Origin of the sequence: Siphonobacter sp. SORGH_AS_1065, from assembly GCF_030818595.1 — a bacterium.
Lineage (GTDB): Bacteria > Bacteroidota > Bacteroidia > Cytophagales > Spirosomataceae > Siphonobacter.
Window position 1 is genome coordinate 773181 of sequence record NZ_JAUTAM010000004.1, and the last position, 25336, is coordinate 798516.

General features: G+C 46.3%; 18 protein-coding genes and 1 pseudogene. 9 read left to right on the top strand and 10 right to left on the bottom strand.

The window, feature by feature from the left end; translation table 11 throughout:
• Positions 1-95: 95 nt before the first annotated feature.
• The 3 genes from QE390_RS03965 to QE390_RS03975 all read left to right on the top strand — a co-directional run bounded on the left by QE390_RS03965 (position 96) and on the right by QE390_RS03975 (position 3299).
• Entirely contained in the window at positions 96-635 is a 540-nt protein-coding gene (locus QE390_RS03965) for a GNAT family N-acetyltransferase (RefSeq protein WP_307141186.1), read from the top strand.
• 54 nt (positions 636-689) lie between these two features.
• The gene (locus QE390_RS03970) at positions 690-2543 is read left to right on the top strand and encodes a hypothetical protein (protein ID WP_307141187.1); all 1854 of its coding nucleotides are present in this window, start codon (positions 690-692) and stop codon (positions 2541-2543) included.
• Positions 2544-3134: 591 nt separating this feature from the next.
• Positions 3135-3299: a hypothetical protein gene (locus QE390_RS03975; protein WP_307141188.1), complete on the top strand. Its 165-nt coding sequence runs from the start codon at positions 3135-3137 to the stop codon at positions 3297-3299.
• Between the two features lie 5 nt (positions 3300-3304).
• Here QE390_RS03975 and QE390_RS03980 read toward each other — a convergent pair whose 3' ends face one another.
• The 3 genes from QE390_RS03980 to QE390_RS03990 all read right to left on the bottom strand — a co-directional run bounded on the left by QE390_RS03980 (position 3305) and on the right by QE390_RS03990 (position 6422).
• Positions 3305-3835, bottom strand: a complete 531-nt coding sequence (locus tag QE390_RS03980) for a TraB/GumN family protein (protein WP_307141189.1) — start codon at positions 3833-3835, stop codon at positions 3305-3307.
• Positions 3822-4154 carry a TraB/GumN family protein gene (locus tag QE390_RS03985; protein ID WP_307141190.1) on the bottom strand — a complete coding sequence of 111 codons (333 nt, stop codon included), beginning with the start codon at positions 4152-4154 and terminating at the stop codon, positions 3822-3824. The genes QE390_RS03980 and QE390_RS03985 overlap by 14 nt, the downstream gene beginning before the upstream one ends.
• A gap of 123 nt (positions 4155-4277) precedes the next feature.
• A complete protein-coding gene (locus QE390_RS03990; protein WP_307141191.1) occupies positions 4278-6422 on the bottom strand; it encodes a S9 family peptidase in 2145 nt (714 codons plus the stop codon).
• Between the two features lie 190 nt (positions 6423-6612).
• On the opposite strand from QE390_RS03990, the gene QE390_RS03995 reads away from it, so the two are divergent.
• Positions 6613-7725 (top strand): AI-2E family transporter, encoded by a 1113-nt coding sequence (locus tag QE390_RS03995; protein WP_106637356.1) that lies wholly within the window; start codon positions 6613-6615, stop codon positions 7723-7725.
• A gap of 63 nt (positions 7726-7788) precedes the next feature.
• On the opposite strand, the gene QE390_RS04000 is transcribed toward QE390_RS03995, so the two are convergent.
• From QE390_RS04000 to QE390_RS04010, 3 genes are all read right to left on the bottom strand, one after another.
• Entirely contained in the window at positions 7789-9801 is a 2013-nt protein-coding gene (locus tag QE390_RS04000; protein WP_307141192.1) for a plastocyanin/azurin family copper-binding protein, read from the bottom strand.
• Positions 9802-9856: 55 nt separating this feature from the next.
• Positions 9857-11680, bottom strand: coding sequence for a family 16 glycoside hydrolase (locus QE390_RS04005; RefSeq protein WP_307141193.1), 1824 nt, complete (start codon positions 11678-11680; stop codon positions 9857-9859).
• A 178-nt stretch (positions 11681-11858) separates the two neighbouring features.
• Complete coding sequence (locus tag QE390_RS04010; protein WP_106637353.1) at positions 11859-13529, bottom strand: sodium/solute symporter; 1671 nt, start codon at positions 13527-13529, stop codon at positions 11859-11861.
• Positions 13530-13821: 292 nt separating this feature from the next.
• Between QE390_RS04010 and QE390_RS04015 the strand changes: the two genes are divergently transcribed.
• Positions 13822-14448, top strand: coding sequence for a DUF4230 domain-containing protein (locus QE390_RS04015; RefSeq protein ID WP_106637352.1), 627 nt, complete (start codon positions 13822-13824; stop codon positions 14446-14448).
• 1141 nt (positions 14449-15589) lie between these two features.
• On the opposite strand, the gene QE390_RS04020 is transcribed toward QE390_RS04015, so the two are convergent.
• Both QE390_RS04020 and QE390_RS04025 read right to left on the bottom strand, forming a co-directional pair.
• Complete coding sequence (locus tag QE390_RS04020; RefSeq protein WP_307141194.1) at positions 15590-15799, bottom strand: hypothetical protein; 210 nt, start codon at positions 15797-15799, stop codon at positions 15590-15592.
• Positions 15768-17057, bottom strand: coding sequence for a M17 family metallopeptidase (locus QE390_RS04025; protein WP_307141195.1), 1290 nt, complete (start codon positions 17055-17057; stop codon positions 15768-15770). The genes QE390_RS04020 and QE390_RS04025 overlap by 32 nt, the downstream gene beginning before the upstream one ends.
• Before the next feature lie 134 nt (positions 17058-17191).
• Between QE390_RS04025 and QE390_RS04030 the strand changes: the two genes are divergently transcribed.
• From QE390_RS04030 to QE390_RS04045, 3 genes and pseudogenes are all read left to right on the top strand, one after another.
• Entirely contained in the window at positions 17192-17491 is a 300-nt protein-coding gene (locus QE390_RS04030; protein WP_307141196.1) for a hypothetical protein, read from the top strand.
• Positions 17492-17684: 193 nt separating this feature from the next.
• A pseudogene (locus QE390_RS04040) lies at positions 17685-20664 on the top strand (FAD-binding and (Fe-S)-binding domain-containing protein).
• 347 nt (positions 20665-21011) lie between these two features.
• On the top strand, positions 21012-22298 hold the full coding sequence (locus tag QE390_RS04045) for a hemolysin family protein (RefSeq protein ID WP_307141199.1): 1287 nt from the start codon (positions 21012-21014) through the stop codon (positions 22296-22298).
• A 56-nt stretch (positions 22299-22354) separates the two neighbouring features.
• Here QE390_RS04045 and QE390_RS04050 read toward each other — a convergent pair whose 3' ends face one another.
• Positions 22355-22600, bottom strand: a complete 246-nt coding sequence (locus QE390_RS04050; RefSeq protein ID WP_307141200.1) for a hypothetical protein — start codon at positions 22598-22600, stop codon at positions 22355-22357.
• Positions 22601-22820: 220 nt separating this feature from the next.
• On the bottom strand, positions 22821-24029 hold the full coding sequence (locus tag QE390_RS04055) for an acetyl-CoA carboxylase biotin carboxylase subunit family protein (protein ID WP_307141201.1): 1209 nt from the start codon (positions 24027-24029) through the stop codon (positions 22821-22823).
• 111 nt (positions 24030-24140) lie between these two features.
• Here QE390_RS04055 and QE390_RS04060 point away from each other — a divergent pair, with 111 nt between their 5' ends.
• The gene (locus QE390_RS04060) at positions 24141-25310 is read left to right on the top strand and encodes an MFS transporter (RefSeq protein ID WP_307141202.1); all 1170 of its coding nucleotides are present in this window, start codon (positions 24141-24143) and stop codon (positions 25308-25310) included.
• Positions 25311-25336 lie beyond the last annotated feature (26 nt).

Genomic DNA, 25336 nt, shown 5'->3' on the forward strand with positions numbered 1-25336 from the left:
ACCGGGGTTGTTGGATCAGCTATACCCAAAGGTTTTCACTGAATTTAAAACAACCCCCTGATCAGATCGGTTGATACGATCTAACTTTTTTTGATATGAGCGACACCGCAAAAGTACCGGTTCAGGTTCGTCCGGGCACCAAAGAAGATGCAAAGATTATCGCAAAACTTGCCACGGAAACCTTGAGAGAAGCTTTCGCCGAGCACGAAAATTCAGCCGATACGGAAGCATATATCACCCAATATTTTCATAAATTAAGCGTACAATCGGAGTTGGCAGACACTAAAAACCATCCCTTCTGGATTGCTCTGGACGGGGAAAAGGCCGTAGGGTATGCCAAGCTGAATCGTAAAACCGAAAAGCCCCGTAACCTCAAAGGATTCAGGGCCGTTGAGCTTCAGCGACTCTACGTCTACGAAAAAAACAAAGGGGCCGATCTTGAAAAGCAGTTACTGGAACTGGCTTTACAGCAAGCTCGAGAGGATAAATTTCAGGCGGTTTTTGTAAGCGTTTGGGAGAAAAACGAACAGGCCCTGAATTTTTACGCAGAAATGGGCTTTGAACGTTTTGGCTGGCACTATTTTCTCTTTGGATTTGGTCGCCAACGTGACTTTTGGATGGTTAAATATTTGTGACAGTTGATCGCTTCGGGACGCATCTTTTCTTTCTTTCTATTCCTGATCGGATGTATGGCATTGCCATATACGTGTCTGGCTCAGGAACCTAAGAAAACCGTTGCAGATTCCATCAAAATATTAACCCCAGCCGAACGAGACAGTATTCGTTACACCAACCTTCGCCAATCCATGCGAAAACGGAAGTGGACCAGCGGCATTTATGATTTACTGTTTCGATACCCTTACAATACAAATGCCCAGAGCCAGAGTGTATCTAAAATTGAAGACAATCCCTTTAAGGTTCACGATGGTAAACACATCCGTAATATCTCTATCAAACGGCTGGAAGTGTTCGGCCCTACCGTTTACGATACTACTCGTGTTGCTCAGGGCTGGATAGAAAAACTGGGCAACCGACTTCACCACGATACTCGCGAAAGCACCATTGCCAAATCGCTACTCTTTTTTAAATCGGGCGACGAAGTGAACCCCGATGTACTAAAGGATAACGAACGGATCATGCGGCAAACGCCGATCTTTCACGATGCTCGTATTTTCCTGATTCCGGTACCGGGTAGTCGCGACCTGGTGGATGTGCTGGTAATTACACAAGATGTCTGGTCGCTGATTCCTGATGGCAGTGCGGGTGGCTTTAATAACTTTAGTTTTGCAGTCGAACAAAAAAACGTGCAAGGCATGGCTCACGCCTGGAAAACGGGCATTAGCTATAATGCCACTGCTCCTTACCAGCCCTTTGAATTTTTCTCCCGTTATACCCTGCCCTACATTGGTCGCTCGCTGACGACAACACAGTTTTATGCCGAAGATTTTCGGGATCGTAAGCGGTTTGGCGGACGTATTGAGAAGGACTTCATTCGTCCCGAAATTCAGTACGCCGGAGCCTTTGAAGCCACCTATCTGGTAGAAAATAAATTTGTTTTCATTGACCCGAATTCTGATACTACGGTTCGTTCTACTCTGCGTTACTGGTATCAGGATGCCTGGCTGGGGCGAGCATTCCGGCTGGGGTTCCGGGATCGTAAACTGGATCGTCGTTCACGTTTAATTGTGGCTCTTCGCACCAGCGGTTATAGTTACATCAATCGGGATAACCTTCCCGAAGAGGCGGCTCCTCTCTTTCCAACGTCCCGACAATACCTGGGCAGTGTAGGTTACTCTAACCGAAATTACCAAAGGGACGTATTGATCTACGGTTTCGGTCGCACCGAAGACGTTCCCATCGGATTTCTGGCTTCCTGGACCTGGGGTAAGGAGAAGTCAGACCTTGGGCTGCGAACGTACTCGGCCCTACGACTGGCTCATGGCACCTACATCAATGACAAAAAGGGTGGCTACGTGTATGGGTTAGGGTCTATCGGTGGTTACATGCAAGATGGAGAACCTCAGCAAGGCACTTTTCACATTGAAGGCAATTACTTTAGCCCGCTTATGGCGGTTAAGCGGTCGCATTTTAGACATTTCATCACCGTTAAATACACCGGTGGTGTTAACCGCTTTGCCTATGAATACCTGACGCTCAATAACGAAGAGGGCTTACGGGGCATTCGCAGTAACTTCTTACGGGGCAATAAACGACTGGTGATTAACCTCCAGAGTGTATTTTTCTCTCCCTTGCAGATTATGGGCTTCCGAACCGCAATCTACACGTACGCCGATCTGGGTTTTCTTTCTTTTTCGAACAAAAACCTGTTTCAGCACATGTATCAGGGGTATGGGGTGGGCATTCGTTTCAGAAACGAAAACCTGAACTTCAATACCTTTCAGATTCGACTGGGTTATTATCCCAATATTCCCGGGAATACCATGCCTTTCCGTACGCAGGGCAGCGGAGAAGCCACCCTACAAATGCCCGATTTTAGAATCGAAGCCCCCGACCGAACCGATTACTTCCGAACCGCCAGGTAGATTGAACAACATTAGTCTATAGTTTGAAGGGTTTGATTCGGTTTGAAGTTTGATCAATAAAAAACTTCCCGAAAACTTAAAAAGCTGTCTAACATTTAGAATCGAAGACCTGAATGCGTTCCTTCGCTTTCCTAGAACTAACAGGCTTGGGATAACAGCAGGTGGAACCTGCCTTTTCATCGCGTCTGGTTACGCGGCAGTTATCGTTGCTGATTGGGATTACAAATCCCTGACAGAAGGCTTTCGGATTGCAAATCCGAAAGAGCGGTGCCGTGGTTAGTGTCTCACCAACCACGGTGGGGCTCTTTTCTATTTCCCGGCCAGACGCGATGAAGTCGCGTCTCTACAATTCAAAATCAAAATTTAGGGTTAAATTACGTTCACTACATCATAGGTTCCCTCGCAGCCGCTTGGCTCTGGCCCAGGTTAGCAAGCTTGTTTTGGGTCGGTAAACGTGTTTTGCAACTTGATACGGGCTTGAATCATACCAGCAGAGGCCTAGAGCCAGGTAGTTACTCGGCCAGAGCCGAGCGACTGCGGGAGATTAACTTGCAGCCAGAAAGGGTTACTCAATCCTACGCTTCGCTCTGAATGACAGGAGGAGAGGCCACCCCCAAATACTTCAGCTCAACCGATGCCAGCTTTTTCGCTGGCATCATTCGTCTAACGCTTCATATCCACCCCCGCAGTCACTCGGCCAGAGCCGAGCGACTGTGGGAGAACCATCAAACCTCTTCCAACGTAATCAAACGCTAGTCAAACTATTTCACCGCTTTAACCTTATACCCTTGCTTTTTCAGCAAAGCAATTACTCCTTTGTCGCCCCCCAAATGCCCTGCTCCGACGGCGAAAAAGCTGGGCTTTTCCTGAATAGCTTTAGTAATGATGGGAACCCAGTTGGCATTCCGGTTCCAGAGCAAATCTTCCATCTGATCTTTAAATTGCTCGTCTTTTTGAGTCGCCAGGTATAGAGCCTCAACATCCTGACTTCTATACAAAGCCAGTAATTCATTAAACTCTTTCTTTGACTTCTGGAAATCTTTCACGAATTCAACCAGTTGCTCAGCGGCTTTTTTATCACCGGGCTTGGTAAGAATCGAAAACTGGTAGTCAGCCGTTTCAAGTCCTAAAACGGGCTTTTTTGCAGTTGTAGCCTGTTGAACAAACAATAGCTCTGGCGAACCGGGTGTACAGCCCAGCATTTTGGGATACATCATCGACATTATGACAAAAGGCTTCATTTTCTGCATCGATTCCAGATTCATTTTCAGCGAATCTTTATAAGAAGCCATTCAGATATTCATAGTCCGAAGTAGAAACCAGATCCTTCAGTCCCTGATCTTTCATGTACATTTTGTTCATCATGGACATCATTTCCTTCGGATCGTCCATATCCAGTTCCAGATAAACCTGATCGCTATTTTTTACTTTTTCCAGTGTAACAGGACTCAATTTCAAATCCTGCTGACACAGTAAATGAAAAGTACCGTAGATGTATGAAGGATGCGTTAGCCCTTTGCCGGAAATTTCGTACAACAAGGACTTTTCACCAGATTGACCAAAACTCTGAAAAGAACAAATCAGGCAGATAAGGAGGAAGAAGTTTCGCATAATGGGTTGGGGGTTTAGGGTTTGGTGTTTAGGGTTAAAATTATCTGATAATTTGTATGCTCGGAAGCAAGATGTGTAATTAGATAACTCAAAACCCTAAACACCAAACTCTAAACAAATTAGTTACAAGCCAATTCGGTTTATGATGAATGCGTATTGGAAGGCTACTTCTTTCAAGTAATCAAAGCGGCCCGTCGCCCCGCCGTGACCTGAGCCCATGTTGGTTTTTAGTAAGGTAATATTATCGTCCGCTTTCAGGGTCCGTAGTTTGGCTACAAATTTGGCGGGTTCGTGGAAACCTACCTGAGAGTCGTTCAGACCACCCGTCGCCAGAATATTGGGATACTTTTGAGCCTTTAGATTATCATAAGGCGAATACTTACGGATGTAGTCATAATCAGCCTTTACTGTAGGATTGCCCCACTGCTCGTATTCCTGCGTGGTTAAAGGCAAGCTCGTGTCCAGCATGGTATTAATCACATCTACAAAAGGTACTTCGGCAATGACGACCTTAAACAACTCAGGTCGCATATTGACAACCGCTCCCATTAACAAACCACCGGCACTGCCCCCCTGAATGGCAAAGCGATCCGCAGCAGTATATTTCTCCTGAATCAGGTATTCAGCACAGGCGATGAAGTCTGTGAATGAATTCATCTTCTTCTGTAACTTTCCGTCTTCGTACCACTGCTCCCCTAAATCACTACCGCCCCGAATCTGGGCAATGACGTAGACAAAACCCCGATCAACCAGACTAAATACATCACTATCGAAATACGCATCGGAAGACATGCCGTACGAACCATAACCCGTCATCAGAGCCGGATTTTTACCGTCCAGTTCGAGGCCTTTCTTATAGACTACTGCCATTGGAATTTTCACCCCATCTTTTGCTTTCGCCCAAAGACGCTTTACTTCGTAGGCATCGGGGTTAAAGCCGCCAGGAACTTCTTTTTCCTTGAGCTTAGTGCTTTTTCCGCTTTCCATGTCATATTCAAAAATACTCATGGGCCGATTCAGCGAAGTATATCCATATCGGAATTTCGTTGATTTGAAATCGGGTAAGCCAGAGGCATACGCTGAATACACCGGTTCAGGAAAGTTAATAGCCTTGGTTGCTCCTGAGGCCAGGTCACGCACCCGCATTTCCAGCAAGCCGTTATTACGCACCTCAATGACCAGGTATTTCTCGTAAACGTCAGTATCCTCAATCTTTACTTTCGGATCATGGGGAACAATTTCCTTCCAGCTTTTCCGATCCTGATAACCCGTTCGGGGCAGCTCGTAGATTTTCTGGTTCAGGTTCTGTTTGTCCTTATAGGTCAGGTAAAAATGCTGCGGGTGAACGTCCACTCCATACATCACATCCTGCTGACGAGGCAGAAACACCTCAAACGTCCCGTTCGGATCTGAGGTAGGTAATAGCTGAACCTCCGAAGTCGTGAAGCTGCCGGAATAGAGTATAATAAACTCTTTAGATTTCGACCGACTGATACTCAGCGTGAATAAAGGGTTTTTCTCTTCGTATACTAAAACATCTTTCGTTTTCGAACCCAGCGTATGGCGATACAATCGATACGGACGCAGAGCCTCGTCATAAGTAATGTAATAAAGCGTCTGGTTATCCGTTCCCCAGACAAATCCGCTGATGTCTTCAATTTCGTCGGGTAATACCTGGCCCGTCTGTAAGTCCTTTACTTTCAACGTAAACTCAGCGTAAGAACCCGTAGTATTACTTTGATAAGCCAATAAGTTCTGATTTTCGCTCACCTGCATACCAGACAGGATAAAAGCTTCGTGACCTTCGGCAAGCTGGTTACCATCCAGAATCACTTCTTCTGGATTCGATAAGCTTTCTTTTTTACGGCACTGAATACCGTATTGCTTCCCCGTTTCGGTACGGGAATAGTAATAATATCCATTCGAAAACACGGGAACCGACTGATCATCTTCTTTAATACGGCTCCGCATTTCTTTGTAGAGCTCTTCCTGAAGAGGCTTCGTAGTCGCCATTACCGCATCAGCATACGCATTTTCAGCTTTCAGATACTGAAGAACTTCTGGATTTTTCTTGTCTTTCAGCCAAAAGAAATCATCTACCCGGGTATATCCGTGTTCGGTAAAGGTTTCAGGCTTTTTAAGGGCTATGGGCGGTTTAGGAAAGTCGTTTTGAGTAGGCACGTTACTTAATTCTTTGGTTGACTGAGAGGTGCAGGAATATAGACCTGCCATGGCTACTAAATACGTAAGTGAATAGAAAAGTTTCATACATTTTTACAGAAAGGGCTTACAAAGGGGCTCAACAGTAGCCGTTTAAATATACATAGTTTACTGAAAAAGGATTTTTTGCTACCCCGATTTCTTCTTAACGGGTAGCTTAAATTAAAATCCATTTATTTTCTCCCTAATCTCGAACAAAAATCCACCTGATCGAGTACTTACCTCAAATCAACACCCCATGAAAACTACCCAATTGCCTTTCATCCAGAAATTAGCCTTCGTGCTGGTAGTACTCATCAGTTTAGGATACCTGGCTATTCTGGGGCATTCGCTGCTGGCACCTCTGCTCTTTTCATTTTTAATGGCCTTGGTGCTCTTGCCAGCCGCCAATTTTCTCGAACATCGACTGAGGTTGAAACGCAGCATGAGTACCATTATCTGCGTGGTGCTCATGATTATCGTAGTATCGGGAATTATGTATTTCATTGGTAATCAACTCAGTGCTTTGTGGGCGGACTGGCCCTTGCTGGAAAAGCAGGTAGCCCTTTCCATTCATAACTTACAGGACTGGATTACCACCACGTTTAATGTTGACTCTAAGAAACAATTAACATACTTAAATGAAAGTGCAGAAAAGGCTTTATCTACCAGTGCGGTAGTCGTCGCTACAACGTTGGCTACGCTTTCTTCTACTTTACTTTTTCTGGGTTTTACGCTGCTTTTCACTTTCTTTTTACTCAATTACCGTCGCATCCTGTTCACGTTCTTAACCTCAGTTTTTGACGAAAAACACGAAGCGAAAGTCATTGACATTTCTTCTCAGGTTCAGTCGATTATCAAAAAATACATCTCCGGGCTTTTCATTCAAATGGTGATTGTCACGGCCCTTTTCATTACTGTTTTATCGCTTCTCGGCGTTAAATATGCGGTACTCCTGGGCGTGATTACGGGCGTCTTCAATGTGGTTCCTTACCTGGGTATTTTCACCGCTTTGTTATTAAGTACGCTCATTACCTTCGCCACTGCTGGTTTGGGGAAAGTAGTACTCGTGCTGATTGTTTACATCGCCGTGCATGCCGTGGATGGAAATATCATTATGCCGCTGGTGGTAGGTTCCAAAGTAAAAATCAATCCGCTCATTGCCTTTTTAGGCATCATCATCGGCGAAATGCTTTGGGGGATTTCCGGTATGTTCCTCTGCATTCCGTATCTGGCGATTATGAAAATCATCTTCGACCGGGTGGAAGAGCTTAAACCCTGGGGCCGGCTGATGGGTGAAGAAGAAACCCCTTACCGAAAAAGACGAGTCTATAAAATTACCAAAAATATTACCCTGGAAGAGCAGGAATGAAAAAGAGGAAGCGAACGATTTCGCTTCCTCTTTTTCGTTAATGACCTTCGTATGAACAAGCCTTTACTTAACTACTTTCAGTTTACCCTGCATAACCGTGTGGTGACCGGGATAGGTACACACGAAGGTGTAATCGCCGGGCTGTGACGGGGCCGTAAAGTAAATCGTTTCCGTGGATTCGGGTTGTAGTAAGTTTGTGTGAAACAACACTTTGGGTGAAGCGGGCACATACTGTAAATCAGGCCCTTTCAAGCCCAGGTTGATAGCCTTCATTCCTACTTCATCCACCGCTCCGGGAGCTACGATTACGCAGTTATGCGTCATGTCATCGTTGTTATTGAAGATAAACTTGATCTTCGCTCCGGCCTGTACCTGTACTTCAGAAACATCAAATTTCAATCCGGGTTTGGTTCCCACCGTAATGACCTGATCGGGAGCGGACCAACTGGCAGGCATTTCTGTTACCCGCTTGGCTGAACTGGCTTTCGTTGCCGTTTTTCCAGGTTTCGTAGTTTCAGCTTTTGCTTCAGCCATTTCGTGATGATGCACCGCAGCCGTAGCCTTGAAAGGCGTAAATTGAGAAGCCGTTACCAAATCCCCCTTAGCTACTGCATTCAGCGTATAATAGCCTACCGGATGCAGAACCGACTCCTGATCGGCTGACTTGACGCCTTCGGGTTTGATTTCGTAGATATAATGTTTACGGAAAGCTCCTTCCAGCACCACTCGGGCCGAAAGCCCATCGGCTGCTACCTTAATGCCTTTGATTTTGCTTTCTTCCGCATTGATAATGGGGCTTCCGTAGAGGTGATGGTACTTGTACGTAAAGCTCGAAATTTTGTAGTTCGCCGGATTAGCCGCCGTTTCAGGATCAACGGGTTTGGTAAACACAATCTCAAAACCATCGGGTTTGGAATGGATCTCCTGCATTTCAAAAGGCGTTTTTCCCGACCAGATTAACCGCTGGATTGCGTACGGAGCTTTACCCGTTGAAGACCAGCCGCGACTGGTCATGCCGCCAATTAACGAACCATCTAATCCCCATTGCAAACGCAGTAACCCTGAGGCCCAGCCTTCACGGAAAGGGAAACAGGCTCCCTGATACTCCCCGTCTACTTTTTCCAGGTACATCCGCATCACTTTGGAATGTCCCTGATCGCCGACGAAGTATTGGCCTTTGAAATGAGGGCCGAGGTTACCCTTTGTGTCTTCAATAATATCGGAAGTGGAAATGCCCATCAACACGTGCGGAAACCAGCAGGCCGGATACTGGTAATGCGGAATCTTCTCCCCCGCCGTCGCCACGGGTTCGCCCGTATCGGGTAACTGCTCCTTGGTTAGTTTCAGTGGTGAAGCCGGGTCACTCGTCCATTTCAGACTTTCGCCGTGACCGTTAAAACTGCCTTTTTTCAGTTGGGAAACTTTGCCTGAAGCGACCCAGTCACCCTGGTTTTCGGAATAAAACAGATCTCCTGACGAATTATACATGTAACTCGACGGGGAGCGTAACCCGGCTGAAATGGGTTCAATTTTTCCATCAGGAGACACTTTCACCAACCAGCCCCGCCATTTGGTAAGGCTGGCTCCGTAACCCACCCAACCCACGTTCAGCGTCACGAGCATGTCGCCGTTAGGATCAAACAGCGGGCCATAACTGTATTCGTGGTAATTACCGACGATGGGTAACTGCGTCACGGCTTCGTAATGATCCGCCCGACCGTCGCCGTCTTCGTCCGTAATCTTGGTTAACTCCCCCCGGTTGGAGGTATAAAACGAACCATTGCGGAAGGTTAGTCCCAGAGGTTCGTGCAAACCCTGAGCGAAACGTTTGAAGTACGGAGCCGTTCCCTGCTGCTGATACGGGTTCTCAATCAACCAGATTTCACCCCGACGCGTACAAACCGCCAGACGGCCATCGGGTAATACGGTCATTCCCCCTACTTCCAGAATGGCATCCTGCGGAATGGGTAGCGTTCGTAACTGGTAATAATCATTTTCGGTCGCTGGCGTTTGAGCCCATAGGCCCGTTGCCGCCAGCGAAAAAGCTATCGTTAAGGATCGAAAAATTTTCTTCATCGTATTGTTTGATAGAGGTAAACCTGCGGGATCTTTTGCTCTGACCTGGAAGCATTTACCAAATGACATCGTAGCTAACTGAAGGGCTGTTTGATACTCGCAGTTCTTGCCCGCCGTTATTAGTTACTACCTGAGCTTTAGCCGGAGTTTGCACATAATACTGTCCGTCCACGAGGTATAACCCTTTCTGTAACAAGGTAATAGACTTACCCTTAGCCAGTCGGTATTCGAGGTTGTTTCCATTTTTCAGCGAAACTGTCCGGCTTAAGCCGCGACCATTTTCATAGGGTAGAATGGAATCCATAAACTCACTACCTGATAGTTGATACTGGAAGGTAGGATGTCCCAAATTGTCCAGCAAGTAACCTTTATAGGTCAATCCAGCGGTAGAATCAGGTGTGGTTGAGCCGGTGGTACCCACAGGAGCTGTCCCCCAGAGGGATAATAGGGCGGCTCCTAAAGCTTCGCTCGTTTGGGCTTCGCCGCGTTCGTGCCAAGCGTCGCTCATGTTTATGAAATCACCCCGCCAGCTTGTTAATACCGTAGCCTGATCCAAATCATAGCTGTAATGAATGCCCTGTGGATCACCGATGTGTAATACCCGTAGTTTTTTATGACCATCGCCTTCGTTATAACCCGGCTCATAGACAAAGGAGCGAATCTGCTCCACCTGATCTTTGGGTGTAACGGCGATAACCGGTACCGGATCAGTATCGGGCACGGAGCCAAAGCCATGTAACTCCTGACGATGAGCCCCTTTGCGTTGTACGTAGATACCAATTACCTTGGGTAACCAGGACATCGTTTTAGAATGCAGCAGTGTAAATTTATGTTCGCCAGCGGTTAAGGGGACAGAAATTGTACGGGGCTTATCAAAGGAAAGCATTCCATCGAAAATCGTTTTTCCGTCAATTATCAACTGACCCATTTCCATCCATTGTAGGATGAATTCGTACTGATCGGTTTCGGGAACTTGTAACGTCCCATTGAAGACGATTAGAAAATCTGACCTCCCATCGGCCAGCGTACTGCTGAGTTTCTCGACCGTTCCCGTCCGAACAGGCTTTGCTTTTAGGGTATCCAGTTTAGGAATGGTATTAAACCTACCCGTATAAAAAGCATACTGCACGGGCCCCAGTTTCACCGGAGCTTTATCAAGTGTTTCAATGGAAATATTACGAAAAGCTACTGCTCCATGATCGCCCTGAAAAACCAGCGGACCTCGGGCTTTTTCTTCAGCCAAAAGAGGACCACGCGTAGGGCCCGATAACTGAATATTTTCGTGAATAGTAGTTCCGTTCAGTACTACTTTCACAAAACGGGCATTGGCCGTTTTCTTACCCGAAGCATCAAATTTCGGAGCTTCAAATTCAATGTCCAGATGTTGCCAGAGGCCGGGGGCTTTCGCTGCATTCTGTCGGGGAGCATGGCCTTCGTATCCTTGTGGCTTGCGATTTTCATCCCAACGTTCGTAGATACCTCCACAGTCGGAAGGCTTGGGTCTTTGCACGCCCCAGCTATCGAATAACTGGATTTCATAACGTCCCATCAGGTAAATACCCGAATTAGAACCTTGAGGAAGCATAAAATCGAGCGATACTTTTACATCGCCGTGTTCCAGTTGAGTAACCAGTTGATCGGCGGCTCCAGCCTGTTTTCCGGGCATGGCCACCAATACGCCCGTGCCTTTTTGGGTTTTCAGAGAAGTCTCTTTGGGGGAACCACTTACATTCCCAACGATAGCCCAGGTTTTGGAAGGATTTTTAAAAGCCGACACGTCGGTTAAGGGCAAAGTCGTTTGTGCGGATAAACTCGTCCAGCCCAAACTTAACCCCAACAACCATTGCAGTGTCGTCTTAGGTTTTATTAGAGGTGTCATTGTACTTTGGTTTGTCTATTTTTATAACAAGATGCTAAAATAATCCTCACATACTCATCCAACCCACAAATTAATTGTCAATTAAACACAAAACACCCCAGCCCTTGCAGACCGGGGTGTTTTTGAATTCATAAAGAGCATTATTAATGTTTTATCAGAAGGAATACGCTTTCATTTTCTACCAGAAAATAGTGTAAAGAATCACTACTAAAACCAGGATAGCACCGGCTCCAACCGCGAAAGTTGGATTTACCTTAAACATGGCTGCGTCTACTTCCAAACCTTTATTACTTGGTTTTTGTAAGCCTAATACAATCATAACCGCCACGCAAATCAGGAAGACGAAGCCCATGGTATCGAGGAACGGAATCACATAGAGGCCTTCTGCATTTTGTACCGCAAATCCCGTGGGAGCCAGGAATTCGAGATTCACCAACTCAGGTAACTGATACTTGAAGAACAGAGACAGCAGGAAGCCCCCTACGATGGCAAATAAGGCTCCGGCTGAGTTTGTTTTTTTCCAGAAGAAACCTAGGATAAAGGCGGCAAACACCCCCGGAGATACCAGACCCGTCATTTCCTGAATAAACTGGAATCCCCCTTTTTTATCGATCCCCATATAAGGAGAAATGAAGATGGCCATAATCATCGCCACCACGATGGTGATCCGACCAATGTTTACCAATTTTTGCTCGGAAGCTTCGGGAGCGATGTATTTACGATAAATATCAAGGGTAAAAATCGTTGAAATGGAGTTGGCTTTACCCGCCAGCGAGGCTACTACCGCCGCCGTTAACGCAGCAAAAGATAAGCCCTTCAGACCCGTCGGTAAGAGGTTCAATAACACCGGATACGCATGGTCTTTATTCACCTCGCCCGTTGCGTCGAGCATTTCCTGCTGGAATAAACCCTGCTGATACAGCGTGTACGCCGCAATACCGGGCAATACCACGATCAAAGGCATGAGGAGTTTCAGAAACGCCGCGAAAAGAATTCCTTCACGAGCGGTTTTTAAATCAGCCCCTAACGCTCGTTGTGTAATGTATTGGTTACAACCCCAGTAGTTCAGGTTTACAATCCACATGCCTCCGAATAATACGGTCAGGCCGGGTAAGGAAGCATAATGCGGGTGATTTTTCGGGAAAATCATGTGGAAGTGATCCGCCGATTTGGTTAACATCAAATCGAAGCCTTCCACTAACCCCTGCGTTCCATTTTCAGTAGATACCAGATTAATTGCCAGATACGTCGTTGCTAAACCACCCATAATCAGGAAGAAAACCTGAATTACGTCGGTAAAACCAATAACCTTCATTCCACCGATGGTAATGATAATGGCGAAAATGGCCAGCCCAAACATACAGGCCGTGAAGTTCAGCCCCGATATGGTAGAAACCGCTAATGCACCCAAAAAGAGAATAGAAGTCAGGTTAACCAACACGTAGAGAAACAGCCAGAAAATGGCCATAATCATGGAAACGGTGTTGTTATACCGCTGTGTCAAAAACTGGGGCATCGTGAAGATGCGGTTTTTTAGGTAAATCGGCATAAAAAAGACCGCTACGACAATTAGCGTAGCCGCAGCCATCCATTCGTACGTCGCAATGGCAAGCCCCATGGCAAAACCATCACCGGAAGCTCCAATGAACTGCTCGGCAGAGATGTTGGAGGCAATTAAAGAAGACCCGATGGCCCACCAGGTTAATGAACCTTCCGCTAAAAAGAAGTCGGTTGTCGACATGGTAGCCGACTGTTTCTTTTTGTAGATGTAATACCCATAACCGGCAACAATGAGAAAATAGACCAGGAAGACTATGTAATCAAGCGTATCTAGCTGTTTAGCTGGCATTAGTTGTAAGTTTATATGAATTCCTAACACAAAAATTCTTCGAAAAATAAGGGTTTTCCGCTTATATCCGATAATAGTAATATAGTTTTCGCGGAATAATCAAATTAATAGGTAGAATTAGCGGTATTTACCAATGTTTTGTACTAAAACCAGTAGCGGAAGGCTACTCAATCATTAAACAAAAGAATCCCTTTCAGGGTATCATCAGCGAAACCAGCATTACGACCAGTTTACAGGCAGTTACCCTAACGATTCTATTGTATTTTTACTTCAACCATCAACCCCTGTCTTTATGGATTTTCTATCGCTTTTCTGGATCGGTTTGTTAGGAGCCGTTGCGGGTTTTGGAATTGCTTTTGTGTTTGGAAAGTCCCGCCGGAATCAGGATAAGATGCTTCGTTCGGAATCGGCTGTATTACTCGAACGGATTGAGAAAGTTTTCAAGGTTGTGCTGGCAGAAGGGCATTTCTCGGAAATTCACGATTACAACGACCGCCGGGATTTATTCATGGGTTTGAAGGCGGGGTCTAAAAAGGCATTAATCGTAACCCGAGCGAAGGTGTTGGTGGGATATGATTTCATGAAGGTGCGGATGCATTGGGTAGAAGGCCAACGCCACATTCGCGTGGAGTCATTACCCGAACCTGAAATTCTGAGCATTGACTCGGATTATACCATTTATGACATCGATCAGGGCATGTTCAACCGCTTTAATAAAGACGAATACACCAAGCTTTTCTCGGATGCCAAGCAGGTGATTCATAATAAAGCGGTAGCATCAGAGTTGCCTGCTGTAGCTGAAAAGCAGGTGAAGTTATTACTGAGCCAGTTGGCGATTACTTCCGGCTGGACCATTGAGTTTTCGGGTCAGGATCAGATTAGTACTGAAGTAGCCCTAGCGTTAAAAAAGCCGCTCTGAAACAGAACGGCTTTTCTATTAATCCACTTGTTACGCAATGATTCAGATGAGTCAAAGGGTCTTTCGACGGCCTACTTCACTCCTGACAGTTGGTAGATAGAAACCCGGGGCGTGTTTCTACAACTGCTTCATCTGTCCATGTTTACTACAAAATTGGGTTATCCTTTCCTTGAAGAAAATGACTTTTATCAGTCTTCATAAATGGCTGACTCATTACGGTAGATACGCGATGAAAAGTATGGTTAATACTTCAGGTTCATACACGTTTCTAACCCAGACAAACAGACATTTAGATTCTATTTTTATCGTAGAGACGCGACTGCATCGCGTCTGGCCGGGAGATGAAAGTAACGTAGGGGTGTTAAAAACCACCCCTTACTCAGAAGCATCCGCCCTGGTTAGTGTCCTCACCAACTACTGTTAATGGCTGGTGAAGACACCAGCCAGGGTGGAAGTAACCAAAACCGCCTCTACCCAGACGCGATAAAGTCGCGTCTCTACCTGAAATGATTGATTGCTATACTTATGCGGATTGACAATCATCTGCTATGGTTGGTGTCCTCACCAACCACTGTTAATGGCTGGTGAAGACACCAGCCAGGGTGGGAGTAACCAAAACCGCCTCTACCCAGACGCGATAAAGTCGCGTCTCTACCTGAAATGATTGATTGCTATGCTTTTGCGAATTGACAATCATCCGCCCTGGTTAGTGTCCTCACCAACCACTGTTAATGGCTGGTGAAGACACCAGCCAGGGCAGGAGTAACCAAAACCGCTTCTAACTAGACGCAATAAAGTCGCGTCTCTACCCCAACATCAATCCCTGAAAGCAAAAACATTCAAACATTCAAACATTCAAACATTCAAACATTCAAACATTCAAACATTCAAACATTCAAACATTCAAACATTCAAACATTCAAACATTCAAACATTCAAACATTCAAACATTCAAACATTCATAAAAAACGCCAGCCTGAGACAGACTGGCGTTTTTGTTTACTTGTATCGTTAATAAAACGAGTTGCCCGGTTGAGAGACACGGCACATTCAGCTTTGAGACCCTAAGTCGAATGTTCCAGCACAACCTTAAGAAATGCTCTGCAAAGGTCGACGGAAAGCGTCTTTAAAGGAATGCTTATTACCAGATCGAAGACTGACTTTTGTCATTGATTAACTGCGTCAGAAATTCCGTTAACAGACGAACTCCATAAGCCGTACCGGCCCGCTGGGGTGCCAGATCCATATCGCCATAAGCCGTACCGGCAATATCTAAATGAGCCCAGGCGGTATGGTTTTCAACGAATAACTCTAAAAATTTAGCAGCCGCTATGGCCTGAGAATGCGGCACGCCCGAAAAATTCCGAACATCGGCAATTGTCTGACTTCAGGTGATCGGCGTAGTCTTCCCACATGGGTAATCGCCAAAGCCGCTCACCCGTGCGTTCTCCCGCCCGCTTGAGTTTTTTACCCAAGAGATCGCTCGTGGTAAATAATCCGGCGGCGTGATACCCCAGCGTTCGAATGATACTTCCCGTTAAAGTTGCCAGATCAATCAATACGTCAGGCTTGAAGTTTCTAACGGCATAAGTTAAGCCATCGGCAAGAATCAGGCGGCCTTCCGCATCAGTGTCAGTTACTTCAATGGTTTTCCCAGCGTAGGACTGGATCACATCGCCGGGCTTCATGCTTTCGCCATCCACGCTGTTTTCGGTAGTCGGGACGATCCCGATCAGGTGAATGGGTAACTTCAGTTTGGCCGCTACTTCCACCGCTCCTAATACCGCCGCCGCTCCGCCCATGTCGGATTTCATAAGGTGCATGTTTTCGGAGGGCTTGATGGAAATGCCGCCCGTGTCGAAGGTTACTCCTTTACCCACCAGTCCCACCTTTTGGGTTGCTCCTTCGCCTTTGTACTCCATGACGATAAACTCAGGTTCGCTTTTGCTTCCTTGCCCTACGGCCAGCAGGGCAAACAGGCCCAGGGAATGACATTCACCGGAATCAAAAACCCGAACTTTATACCCATATTTCTCGCCCGAATGCATGGCCCAGCTTGCCAGCGTTTGTGGCGTTTTGAAATTGGAGGGGGCATTCAACAGCGTGAATAATTGCAACTGCGTTTCGGCGATGCTCTTGCCTTTTTCAATCAGTTCGGGGTTGACCTCGGCACTTAACAGCTCAACCGTTCCTTGTTCGAATAAGGCAACTGGCGTTTTAGGATCAGACTTGTAGAGGCCAAAATCGTAAGTCCCCAGGATGATTCCGTTAACAACGAATTCCGTCCAGTCGGCGGGCCGGTTCTGCAACGAAATACCGATTTGCGAACCTACTTTTGTTTTATGCTTGAAAATCAGCGTTCGGAAGGCTTTGATGAGGTGATGGGAGTTAGCCTCCGAGCCCAAACCCAGAACATAGATTCGCTTTTCGCCCGAAAAAAAAGTGGTAATCTCCGCTTTTTCAGCTTTTACCTCTGTTTCAAGCACTGCCAGGGGTAAGGCCGTCTGTTCGGCAATAACCGCTAATTGAGAAGCCAGTTCTTCTTTTAGTACCGGATAAATAATGGTTTGCGTATCCGCAGAGAATTGGGAAACCGCCAGAAAATTCATTTTCAAAATCGTTTACAGTTTCATTAGTTTTGACTGCTATTTAAATCTAAGGTATGCATATTTTGTGAAGCTCATTTGAAGTCTGACCGACAAAATCAGTTTCGCTAGTGCCCATGACTTATTAAAAATCAACCATGACTTACGAAGCTTTTCAGCAAAGTCTTTCGCTCGACACACCCCCTGCTGGCCTATCCCCTTTACTAACAGCTTTATGGCATGACGGTAAAGACGACTGGGAATCGGCCCATGAGATTGCCCAGTCTGCCGAAGGAACCCCCGCCTACGACCGCATCCACGCCTATCTACATCGGAAAGAAGGCGATCAGTGGAACGCGGGTTACTGGTATCGTCGGGCAGGAGCATCGATGCCTTCTGGCAGTCTTGATAAAGAATGGGAAAGTCTGGTTCGTCACCATTTATCCCTCCTCTCCTGAGGAGTCTACCTGCACGAACCATTGAAATTTTCAGATTTTACTTTAGCATCCGCCCGTGAATTCCCGAAGTGCATTAACTTTGTTTACAAATTAACTCCCACCGTATCCGGTTAAGACAGTCTTTGAAATTTGTAGATTTATTGATTGGCATACACATCGTTTACCGTGCATGCCTTGTGTTGGGTAAAGTAACATGTCTGATACGATTACGGCTTCCAGTTTCGATGCACTGCGAGTAGCCTTTGAAGGGGAACTGTATTATACGAATTCGACAGAGCACGAAGCTCAGCGAATTCTATATGCTACCGATGCTTCCGTTTACCGCGAAAAACCACTTGGCCGTTGCCATTCCAAAGTCGATTACGGATGTAAAGAATCTACTGACCTTTGCCCGTAATCATCGGGTTACCCTAATTCCGCGAACCGCTGGCACTTCGCTGGCCGGGCAGGTGGTTGGCTCGGGAATTGTGGTTGATTTATCCAAATACTTCACGGAAATTCTGGAAATCAATGCCGAAGCTCGCTGGGTACGTGTACAACCCGGCGTTATTCGTGATGATTTAAATAAAGCCCTCGCTCCTTACGGGCTCATGTTCGGGCCTGAAACGTCTACGGCCAACCGGGCCATGATTGGCGGCATGGTGGGTAATAACTCCTGCGGTCTGCATAGCATGGTTTGGGGCAGCACCCGCGACCATCTGCTTTCCGCGAAAGTATTCCTGGCCGATGGTTCGGAAGCAGAATTCAAGGCCCTTTCTCCCTGGCGTTATGACTTGAAGCGGGAAGCTGAGGAGCATTCGCTGGAAACCTCGATTTATCGGGGGCTTCATACGCTCCTGTCCGACCCCACGAATCAACAGCAGATCAGAGATCGTTTTCCTAAAAAATCGCTTACCCGTCGTAATACGGGCTACGCACTCGATTCTTTACTTCAGAACGAGCCCTTTACCGCCGGGGGAGCTGACTTTAACTTATGCCATTTACTCGCCGGTTCTGAAGGAACACTGGCCCTGGCCACGGAGTTAAAGCTTAACCTCATCCCCTTACCTCCCAGCGAAGTAGCCGTAGTTTGCGTGCATTGCCGATCCATTCAGGAATCGCTTCAGGCCAATTTGGTTGCTTTGAAGTACCAACCGATGTCTTCGGAACTGGTGGATAAGTACATTCTGGATTTTACGAAGGATAACCCCGAGCAGAGTAAAAATCGCTTTTTTATTGAAGGCGATCCGGCGGCTATTCTGATGGTTGAATTCATGGCCGAAACGCCACAGGATCTTCAGCAACAGGTAGATCAGTTGGTGACGAGCCTGAGAAATCAGCAAATTGGCTTTGCCGCTCCGGTTATTTTTGGTGAAAAAACCAAACAGGTCTGGGAAGTACGAAAAGGAGGATTGGGCCTGATTCGTAACCTGCCCGGCGACACGCAACCAGTCAACCTGATTGAAGATTGTGCCGTAGCTCCCGAGGAGTTACCCCATTATATTGCCGAGCTCGAAGAGATGCTTCGTCGGCATAACATCCACGCCAGTTATTACGCCCACGCGGGAGCCGGAGAACTGCATGTGGAGCCCATGATTAACCTGAAAACCTCCCAGGGGCAGCAGTTATTTCGTCAGGTTTTAGCGGAAACCGTTGAACTGGTGAAGAAATATCGAGGCTCGCTTTCGGGGGAACACGGGGACGGACGATTACGCGGCGAGTTTATTCCGCAAATGATGGGTCAGGAAGTGTATGCCCTCTTCCGCGAAGTCAAGCAACTCTTTGACCCTCATGGTGTTTTCAACGCTGGTAAGATTGTCGATACCCCACCAATGAACCAGTTTCTTCGGTATGAAGCCGACAAACCCGTTCGAAAAATCAATACTTATTTTGATTTCAGCAAGCAGGAAAACATCCTTCGCTTAACTGAAAAATGTTCGGGTTCAGGCGATTGCCGTAAAACGGAATTAAGCGGCGGAACCATGTGTCCCAGCTTCATGGCTACCCGCAGCGAACACGATACTACCCGAGCCCGGGCGAATATTCTTCGGGAATTTCTGACGAATTCAACCCAAAAGAATCCATTCGATCATCCTGAAATTAAGGATGTAATGGATTTATGTCTGAGTTGTAAAGGCTGTAAGTCCGAATGCCCCAGTAGCGTTGATGTTGCCAAGCTAAAGGCTGAATTTCAGCAGCATTATTACGATGCTCACGGCGTTCCGTTCCGGTCTAAAATGATCGGTAACTTTACCCGCTTGTCCCGCATGGGTAGTCGTATGCCGCGTCTGTATAACTGGGCTATGACGAGCAAATTCCCGTCTTCGATACTCAAAAAAGTGATGGGTTTCGCTCCTGAACGCTCCATGCCGCTCATTGCCCAGCAAACCCTACGGCAGTGGTTTGCCCAGCACGAATTCCGTCTGAATTCGACGGGACGGGTTAAATTCAAACGGATTCTTTTCTTCTGTGATGAATTTACCAACTATAATGACGTTGAAGTCGGCAAGAAAGCCATTCTGTTACTAAGTGGCTTGGGCTATAAGGTCGAGATTCCTTACCACGTTGAGTCTGGCCGCACTTACCTGTCTAAAGGTATGGTGAAAGAAGCTCGTAAAATTGCCATTAAAAATGTTGAATTATTAACCGAAGCGATCAAAGACGGCCCCCCCATCGTTGGACTGGAGCCTTCGGCCATTTTGACACTTCGCGATGAGTATTTAGAACTAGTGCCTGCGGAATTAAAAGAACAGGCGAAGCTAATTGCCGAACGGGCTTTCATTTTCGATGAGTTTCTGGCTCAGGAAGTAGACAAAAAGAACATTAAATCCGATCAGTTTACGTACGAAAAACGACTCATCAAACTGCACGGGCATTGCCATCAGAAGGCCTTGTCCAGCTTAACGCACACGAAGAAGATTCTCTCATTACCAAGCCAATACGAAGTTCATCTGATTCCTTCGGGTTGCTGCGGCATGGCCGGGAGTTTTGGATATGAAGCCAAACATTATGAAGTTTCCATGCAGATTGGTGAACTGGTCTTATTCCCTACCGTTCGGAAACAGCCCGATGACGTAACCATTGCCGCTCCCGGCACTAGCTGTCGGCATCAGATTAAAGATGGCACGGGTAGAATAGCTCAGCACCCCGCCGAAATTCTTTGGGAAGCTTTTATTAGTAATGAATATAAATAATCACTTTATCTAATTACAATCACCTGAATTACAAACACTTAAAAATAACTTCATTTATTATTTAAGCAAATAATAACATTATTAATTCCCTAGGGTTTTATCTTCATTGAGATAAGTACTTCACATCATTCCGATACTGTTTGCCCTCCTTTACCGCCAAAAGGGAGTCCTTAAGAATGTCTGCCAGCAAATTGCTGGCAGCATTAAGGTATTTGCACCGATCTCCGGGTATCTCCCCTTTTACCTAGTTATTTGACAAACTGTCCTATCAGGAAGTCGTTCATGAAAATAATTGCTGTTGGCAATGTTTTTTAGCGGATATTTGGTCTGAACTTCCCGGCTCGTCCATGACCGAACTACTTATCTTATTACTCCTGATTGTTGTTAACGGTATTTTTTCAATGGCTGAAATTGCTTTGGTTTCGGCCCGAAAAATACGTCTTAAAAATGACGCCGAACGAGGCGATACCCGAGCCCGTCAGGCCCTCCAACTCGCCGAAGCACCCGATACTTTTCTTTCAACTGTACAGATTGGGATTACCCTTATCGGTATTCTGACGGGTATTTATTCCGGGGAAAAACTGGAAGGTAACCTCACCGAATGGCTTCGTCAGTTTACGATTATTGCCCCTTATGCAAATACCATTTCCCGGGTTTTATTACTGGTTTTCATCACGTACATCACTTTAGTAATCGGTGAGCTGGTTCCGAAACGCATTGGCCTGACCCGAGCTGAAAGTATATCCAAGACCCTGGCTCTGCCCATGTCGCTGCTTTCCCGCGTGACGTACCCTTTCATCTGGTTACTTTCTATTTCTACCAATCTGATTGTTAAAGTTTTAGGCATTCGCCGGGGCGATGACAGCATGGTTACAGAAGAAGAAATCAAAGCCATCGTCAATGAAGGACTGGAACAGGGCACGATTGACGTAATTGAGCAGGAAATCGTTGAAAACGTTTTTAATGTTAGTGATCGGCACATTGTTTCGCTCATGACGCACCGCAGTGATCTGGCCTGGATTGATATCAACGATACGGTAGAACAGGTACAGCAGAAAATCAAGCTGGAACGTCATTCGGTGTACCCCGTCGGTGATAAGTCTCTCGACAAAATGATAGGTGTTATCACCGTTAAAGATCTATATTTGGCCTCACCCGGCACGCCGCTTAAAAGCCTGATTCACAGTCCTGTCTTCCTTCCCGAAAACATTTCGGCGTATCAGGTACTGGATGAATTCAGAAAATCTAAAGTTCATCACGGGTTTATTGTGGATGAATACGGGGTGTTGCAGGGCATGGTCACAGTTAATGATATTTTTGAAGCCATTGTAGGCCACATGCCCGATGCGGAGGTGATTGATTTTACCTTCGTCAAACGGGAAGACGGCTCTTTCCTGGTGGAAGCTCAAATGCCCTTTATTGACTTTCTAACCCGCATGGGTCGCCGGGACATCCGTGATTTTCTGGAAGAAGACTATTCTACCGTAGCTGGCTTTATTCTGCACCATCTCCGTCGAATTCCAGTGGAAGGCGAAAACTTCCGATGGAGTAACCTCATGTTTGAGGTAATCGACATGGACGGGCAACGCATTGATAAAGTCCTGGTTTCGGAGTTAACCGATCTTGATGAGTAATAAAAAAAGAGGCCGTTCCAGTGTGAAACGGCCTCTTTTTTGGCAATCAACCTTATTTACCCAATAGCCATTTCCTGTTGGGTAAGAAACACTTCCAGAGAAATACCGTCTCCATTAAAGCCAAAACAAGGATACGCATCGCCTCCATTCGTAAATAAACGAGCCTGTAAATATTTCTTTGTAGGATAGTATGATTGTAATTCTACTAAACGCTCTTGTGAATCCACAAGTCCAAACCATAAATTTCCGTCAAAAAAGAAGGCATTGGCAGGCTTAGCAGAAGGGTTTAATGAACTTGACATTTTCATAACTGTTAGGGCTGTAGATTGGAAATAAATCATCACTAATAAGTGTCTGCACACTACTTTCTGGATATCATCGGGAAGAAATATCTGCAAATCACTAACTTTTAAAAAAGCCAGCGGAGCATTTTACACGAATTTCAAATTTTGCCCGATGAGGTGTAGTAAATAGCCGATGTTTAGTATGCTTGCAGCCTAACAGTTAAGTAGTCTTTAACTATCAATGAGTAGGTTTATCCCGGAGGGGTGCCGAAGCGTGTAACTCATGGTATATTTTCAACGTATATTCTTCTAAAATAGCCAGGACTTTCTCCCGGCTTAGGTCATTCACTATTAATCCAATATGGTACTCTTCATCCATTTTCCAATAGACTTCGGGTCGGTCGTAGCTGCTTAAATCCGGGCGAGCCTGATTGATGAGGGAGATCACTATACCCGAATAGTTAGGTTGGACTTCAGGTAAAGTATAGGTTAACTTTCCAGCTACTGCTGTTTCCATCCGGGCCCATTCCCGCCAGAGATTAATGCCGCTGGCCGCCTCTACCATCTCTGCCAAATGAGCCCCACCCACCCGCGAAGCCGTCTCCAGAAAGTAATACTGCCCGTCTTCGTGGCAGTGAATAAACTCGCTGTGACTGGCGGAATATTCCAGCCCAAATGCCTGTAACAATTCTTCATTAAAAGCCAGCAAAGCCTTAGACTCCGGCGAATCGAAAGGAACCGTTACCGAGCGAAAAATGCCCCCGCCGTGAGCTACCTCCATAGGCGTGTCGAGGTATTGACTCGCCCAGTTAAAAATCACTTTTCCCTGATACGTTAAAGCATCCACATGATACACATGACCGGGTTTAAATTGCTCAGCCAGATATTCATGCCGCCGCTCGCCTAAAGCATGGACGGCCTCCCAGAGTTCGTGCCGATTATACACTTTTTTGATCCCCGAAGTCGATGCTTCGCCCCGAGGTTTTATGACGACGGGATACGTTACTGAATCAGCAAAAGCGGTTACTTCTACGTCATTAAATAAAGCCGTAAACGCTGGAATTCGCAGGCCCGCTTCGGCGGCTTTCATCCGCATGGCCAGTTTATCACGGAAGTAACGAGCGGTGGTTTGGCCCATGCCCGGAATCCTGAATGTTTCTCTTAGAAAAGCTCCTTTCTCTACATCAAAATCATCCAGAGCTACAATGCGGTCGATCTTCCTGCTTCGCATGGTATGAGCCAGACCTTTCACTAATTCTTCCAGATTTAAGACTCCATTTTCGGGTGTTTCTACGAAAAAAATTTCATCGATGAATTCTCGAACCCAAGGCTTATGTTCCAGTTTTTTTTCGGTTAATAAATACACTTGATTTCCCGCTTCTTTGCAGGATTTCAGAAATTCATTTCCCTTGAAGTAAGTAGCAATGCACAAAAAAGAGAGCGACATAGAGAGCTGGTTTTGGTCTAACGGTTTCTGAAGATAGAACTTCCCGGGCGGATTCGCGGCCAAATCAAAAACAATTCTTCCGGGCCATTGGCAATCTATTACTTTTGCGGGATGGATTCCAGCCGCAGTATTTATAGTTTTCAATTCTGGCTTCTCTGTGCCAGTAATTTCCTCTTCACGGCCAGCTTTAACATGATGATTCCCGAACTGCCGGGGTACTTGTCTGCCCTCGGAGGTCGGGAATACGTTGGTCTGGTTATTAGTCTCTTCACGCTGACAGCCGGCATCTCCAGACCCTTTTCAGGAAAACTTACGGATACCATTGGCCGCGTGCCTATCATGGCTTTTGGCTCGCTGGTTTGTTTTGTTTGCGGACTGCTGTATCCCTTCATGAGCAGTGTTTATGCTTTTTTATTACTGCGGTTATTTCATGGTTTTTCAACAGGATTTAAGCCTACCGCTACTTCCGCTTACGTTGCCGACGTTATGCCCGAAGACCGCCGCGGCGAAGCTCTGAGTATGCTGGGAATCTCGGCCAGTATTGGCATGTCTTCCGGTCCTCCACTGGGCAGTTGGCTAACGGCTGCCTTTTCCATCGATACCATGTTTTACGTTTCGTCGCTTTTTGCCTTTTTATCGATTGGTATTCTGGCTAATCTGAAGGAAACGCTTCAACACCGGCATCGGTTTTCTCCGCGATTATTACTCATTAAAAAACACGAAATTTTTGATCCCAAGGTATTGGCTCCGGCGTTGGTAACGCTTCTAGTTAGTTATGCTACGGGACTGATTTTAACCATTGGCCCGGATTTGTCTTTATCCGTGGGAATTTACAACAAGGGGCTGTTTTTCATGACCTACACCGTTTCATCCTTACTGATCCGATTGGTAGCGGGCAAAGCTTCCGACCGCTACGGACGGGTAGCCGTGTTACGGATTTCAGTGTTGATTCAGGTAGCAGCGATGGCTGGGCTGGCTTTTGCCTCTACTATTTACATGGTATTAGCGATGGCGATTCTGTTTGGTATTCCCTGGGGACTTAACATTCCCGCCCTGCAAGCCTGGACGGTCGATCTTTCCAATCCACTTCATCGGGGCAGAGCCGTGGCTACGACGTACATTGCTTTGGAAGTAGGCATCGGCATTGGGGCCTTAACCTCAGGCTGGTTACATAATAACTTACGAAACAGCTACTTTGTCAATTTCCTGATAGCGGCAATTATTACCTTCGGAGCCTGGATTTACATGGCCTTCCGAAAATCCCCAGCCTTGCAACGTTGAGAAAAAGAATAGAAGCTACTACATAA

Excerpts from the sequence above, each read along its gene's own strand:
- QE390_RS03965 (WP_307141186.1), top strand. The coding sequence starts at position 96 with ATGAGCGACACCGCAAAAGTACCGGTTCAGGTTCGTCCGGGCACCAAA.
- QE390_RS03970 (WP_307141187.1), top strand. The coding sequence starts at position 690 with ATGGCATTGCCATATACGTGTCTGGCTCAGGAACCTAAGAAAACCGTT.
- QE390_RS03975 (WP_307141188.1), top strand. The coding sequence starts at position 3,135 with ATGACAGGAGGAGAGGCCACCCCCAAATACTTCAGCTCAACCGATGCC.
- QE390_RS03980 (WP_307141189.1), bottom strand. The coding sequence starts at position 3,835 with ATGGCTTCTTATAAAGATTCGCTGAAAATGAATCTGGAATCGATGCAG.
- QE390_RS03985 (WP_307141190.1), bottom strand. The coding sequence starts at position 4,154 with ATGCGAAACTTCTTCCTCCTTATCTGCCTGATTTGTTCTTTTCAGAGT.
- QE390_RS03990 (WP_307141191.1), bottom strand. The coding sequence starts at position 6,422 with ATGAAACTTTTCTATTCACTTACGTATTTAGTAGCCATGGCAGGTCTA.
- QE390_RS03995 (WP_106637356.1), top strand. The coding sequence starts at position 6,613 with ATGAAAACTACCCAATTGCCTTTCATCCAGAAATTAGCCTTCGTGCTG.
- QE390_RS04000 (WP_307141192.1), bottom strand. The coding sequence starts at position 9,801 with ATGAAGAAAATTTTTCGATCCTTAACGATAGCTTTTTCGCTGGCGGCA.
- QE390_RS04005 (WP_307141193.1), bottom strand. The coding sequence starts at position 11,680 with ATGACACCTCTAATAAAACCTAAGACGACACTGCAATGGTTGTTGGGG.
- QE390_RS04010 (WP_106637353.1), bottom strand. The coding sequence starts at position 13,529 with ATGCCAGCTAAACAGCTAGATACGCTTGATTACATAGTCTTCCTGGTC.
- QE390_RS04015 (WP_106637352.1), top strand. The coding sequence starts at position 13,822 with ATGGATTTTCTATCGCTTTTCTGGATCGGTTTGTTAGGAGCCGTTGCG.
- QE390_RS04025 (WP_307141195.1), bottom strand. The coding sequence starts at position 17,057 with ATGAATTTTCTGGCGGTTTCCCAATTCTCTGCGGATACGCAAACCATT.
- QE390_RS04030 (WP_307141196.1), top strand. The coding sequence starts at position 17,192 with ATGACTTACGAAGCTTTTCAGCAAAGTCTTTCGCTCGACACACCCCCT.
- QE390_RS04045 (WP_307141199.1), top strand. The coding sequence starts at position 21,012 with ATGACCGAACTACTTATCTTATTACTCCTGATTGTTGTTAACGGTATT.
- QE390_RS04050 (WP_307141200.1), bottom strand. The coding sequence starts at position 22,600 with ATGTCAAGTTCATTAAACCCTTCTGCTAAGCCTGCCAATGCCTTCTTT.
- QE390_RS04055 (WP_307141201.1), bottom strand. The coding sequence starts at position 24,029 with ATGTCGCTCTCTTTTTTGTGCATTGCTACTTACTTCAAGGGAAATGAA.
- QE390_RS04060 (WP_307141202.1), top strand. The coding sequence starts at position 24,141 with ATGGATTCCAGCCGCAGTATTTATAGTTTTCAATTCTGGCTTCTCTGT.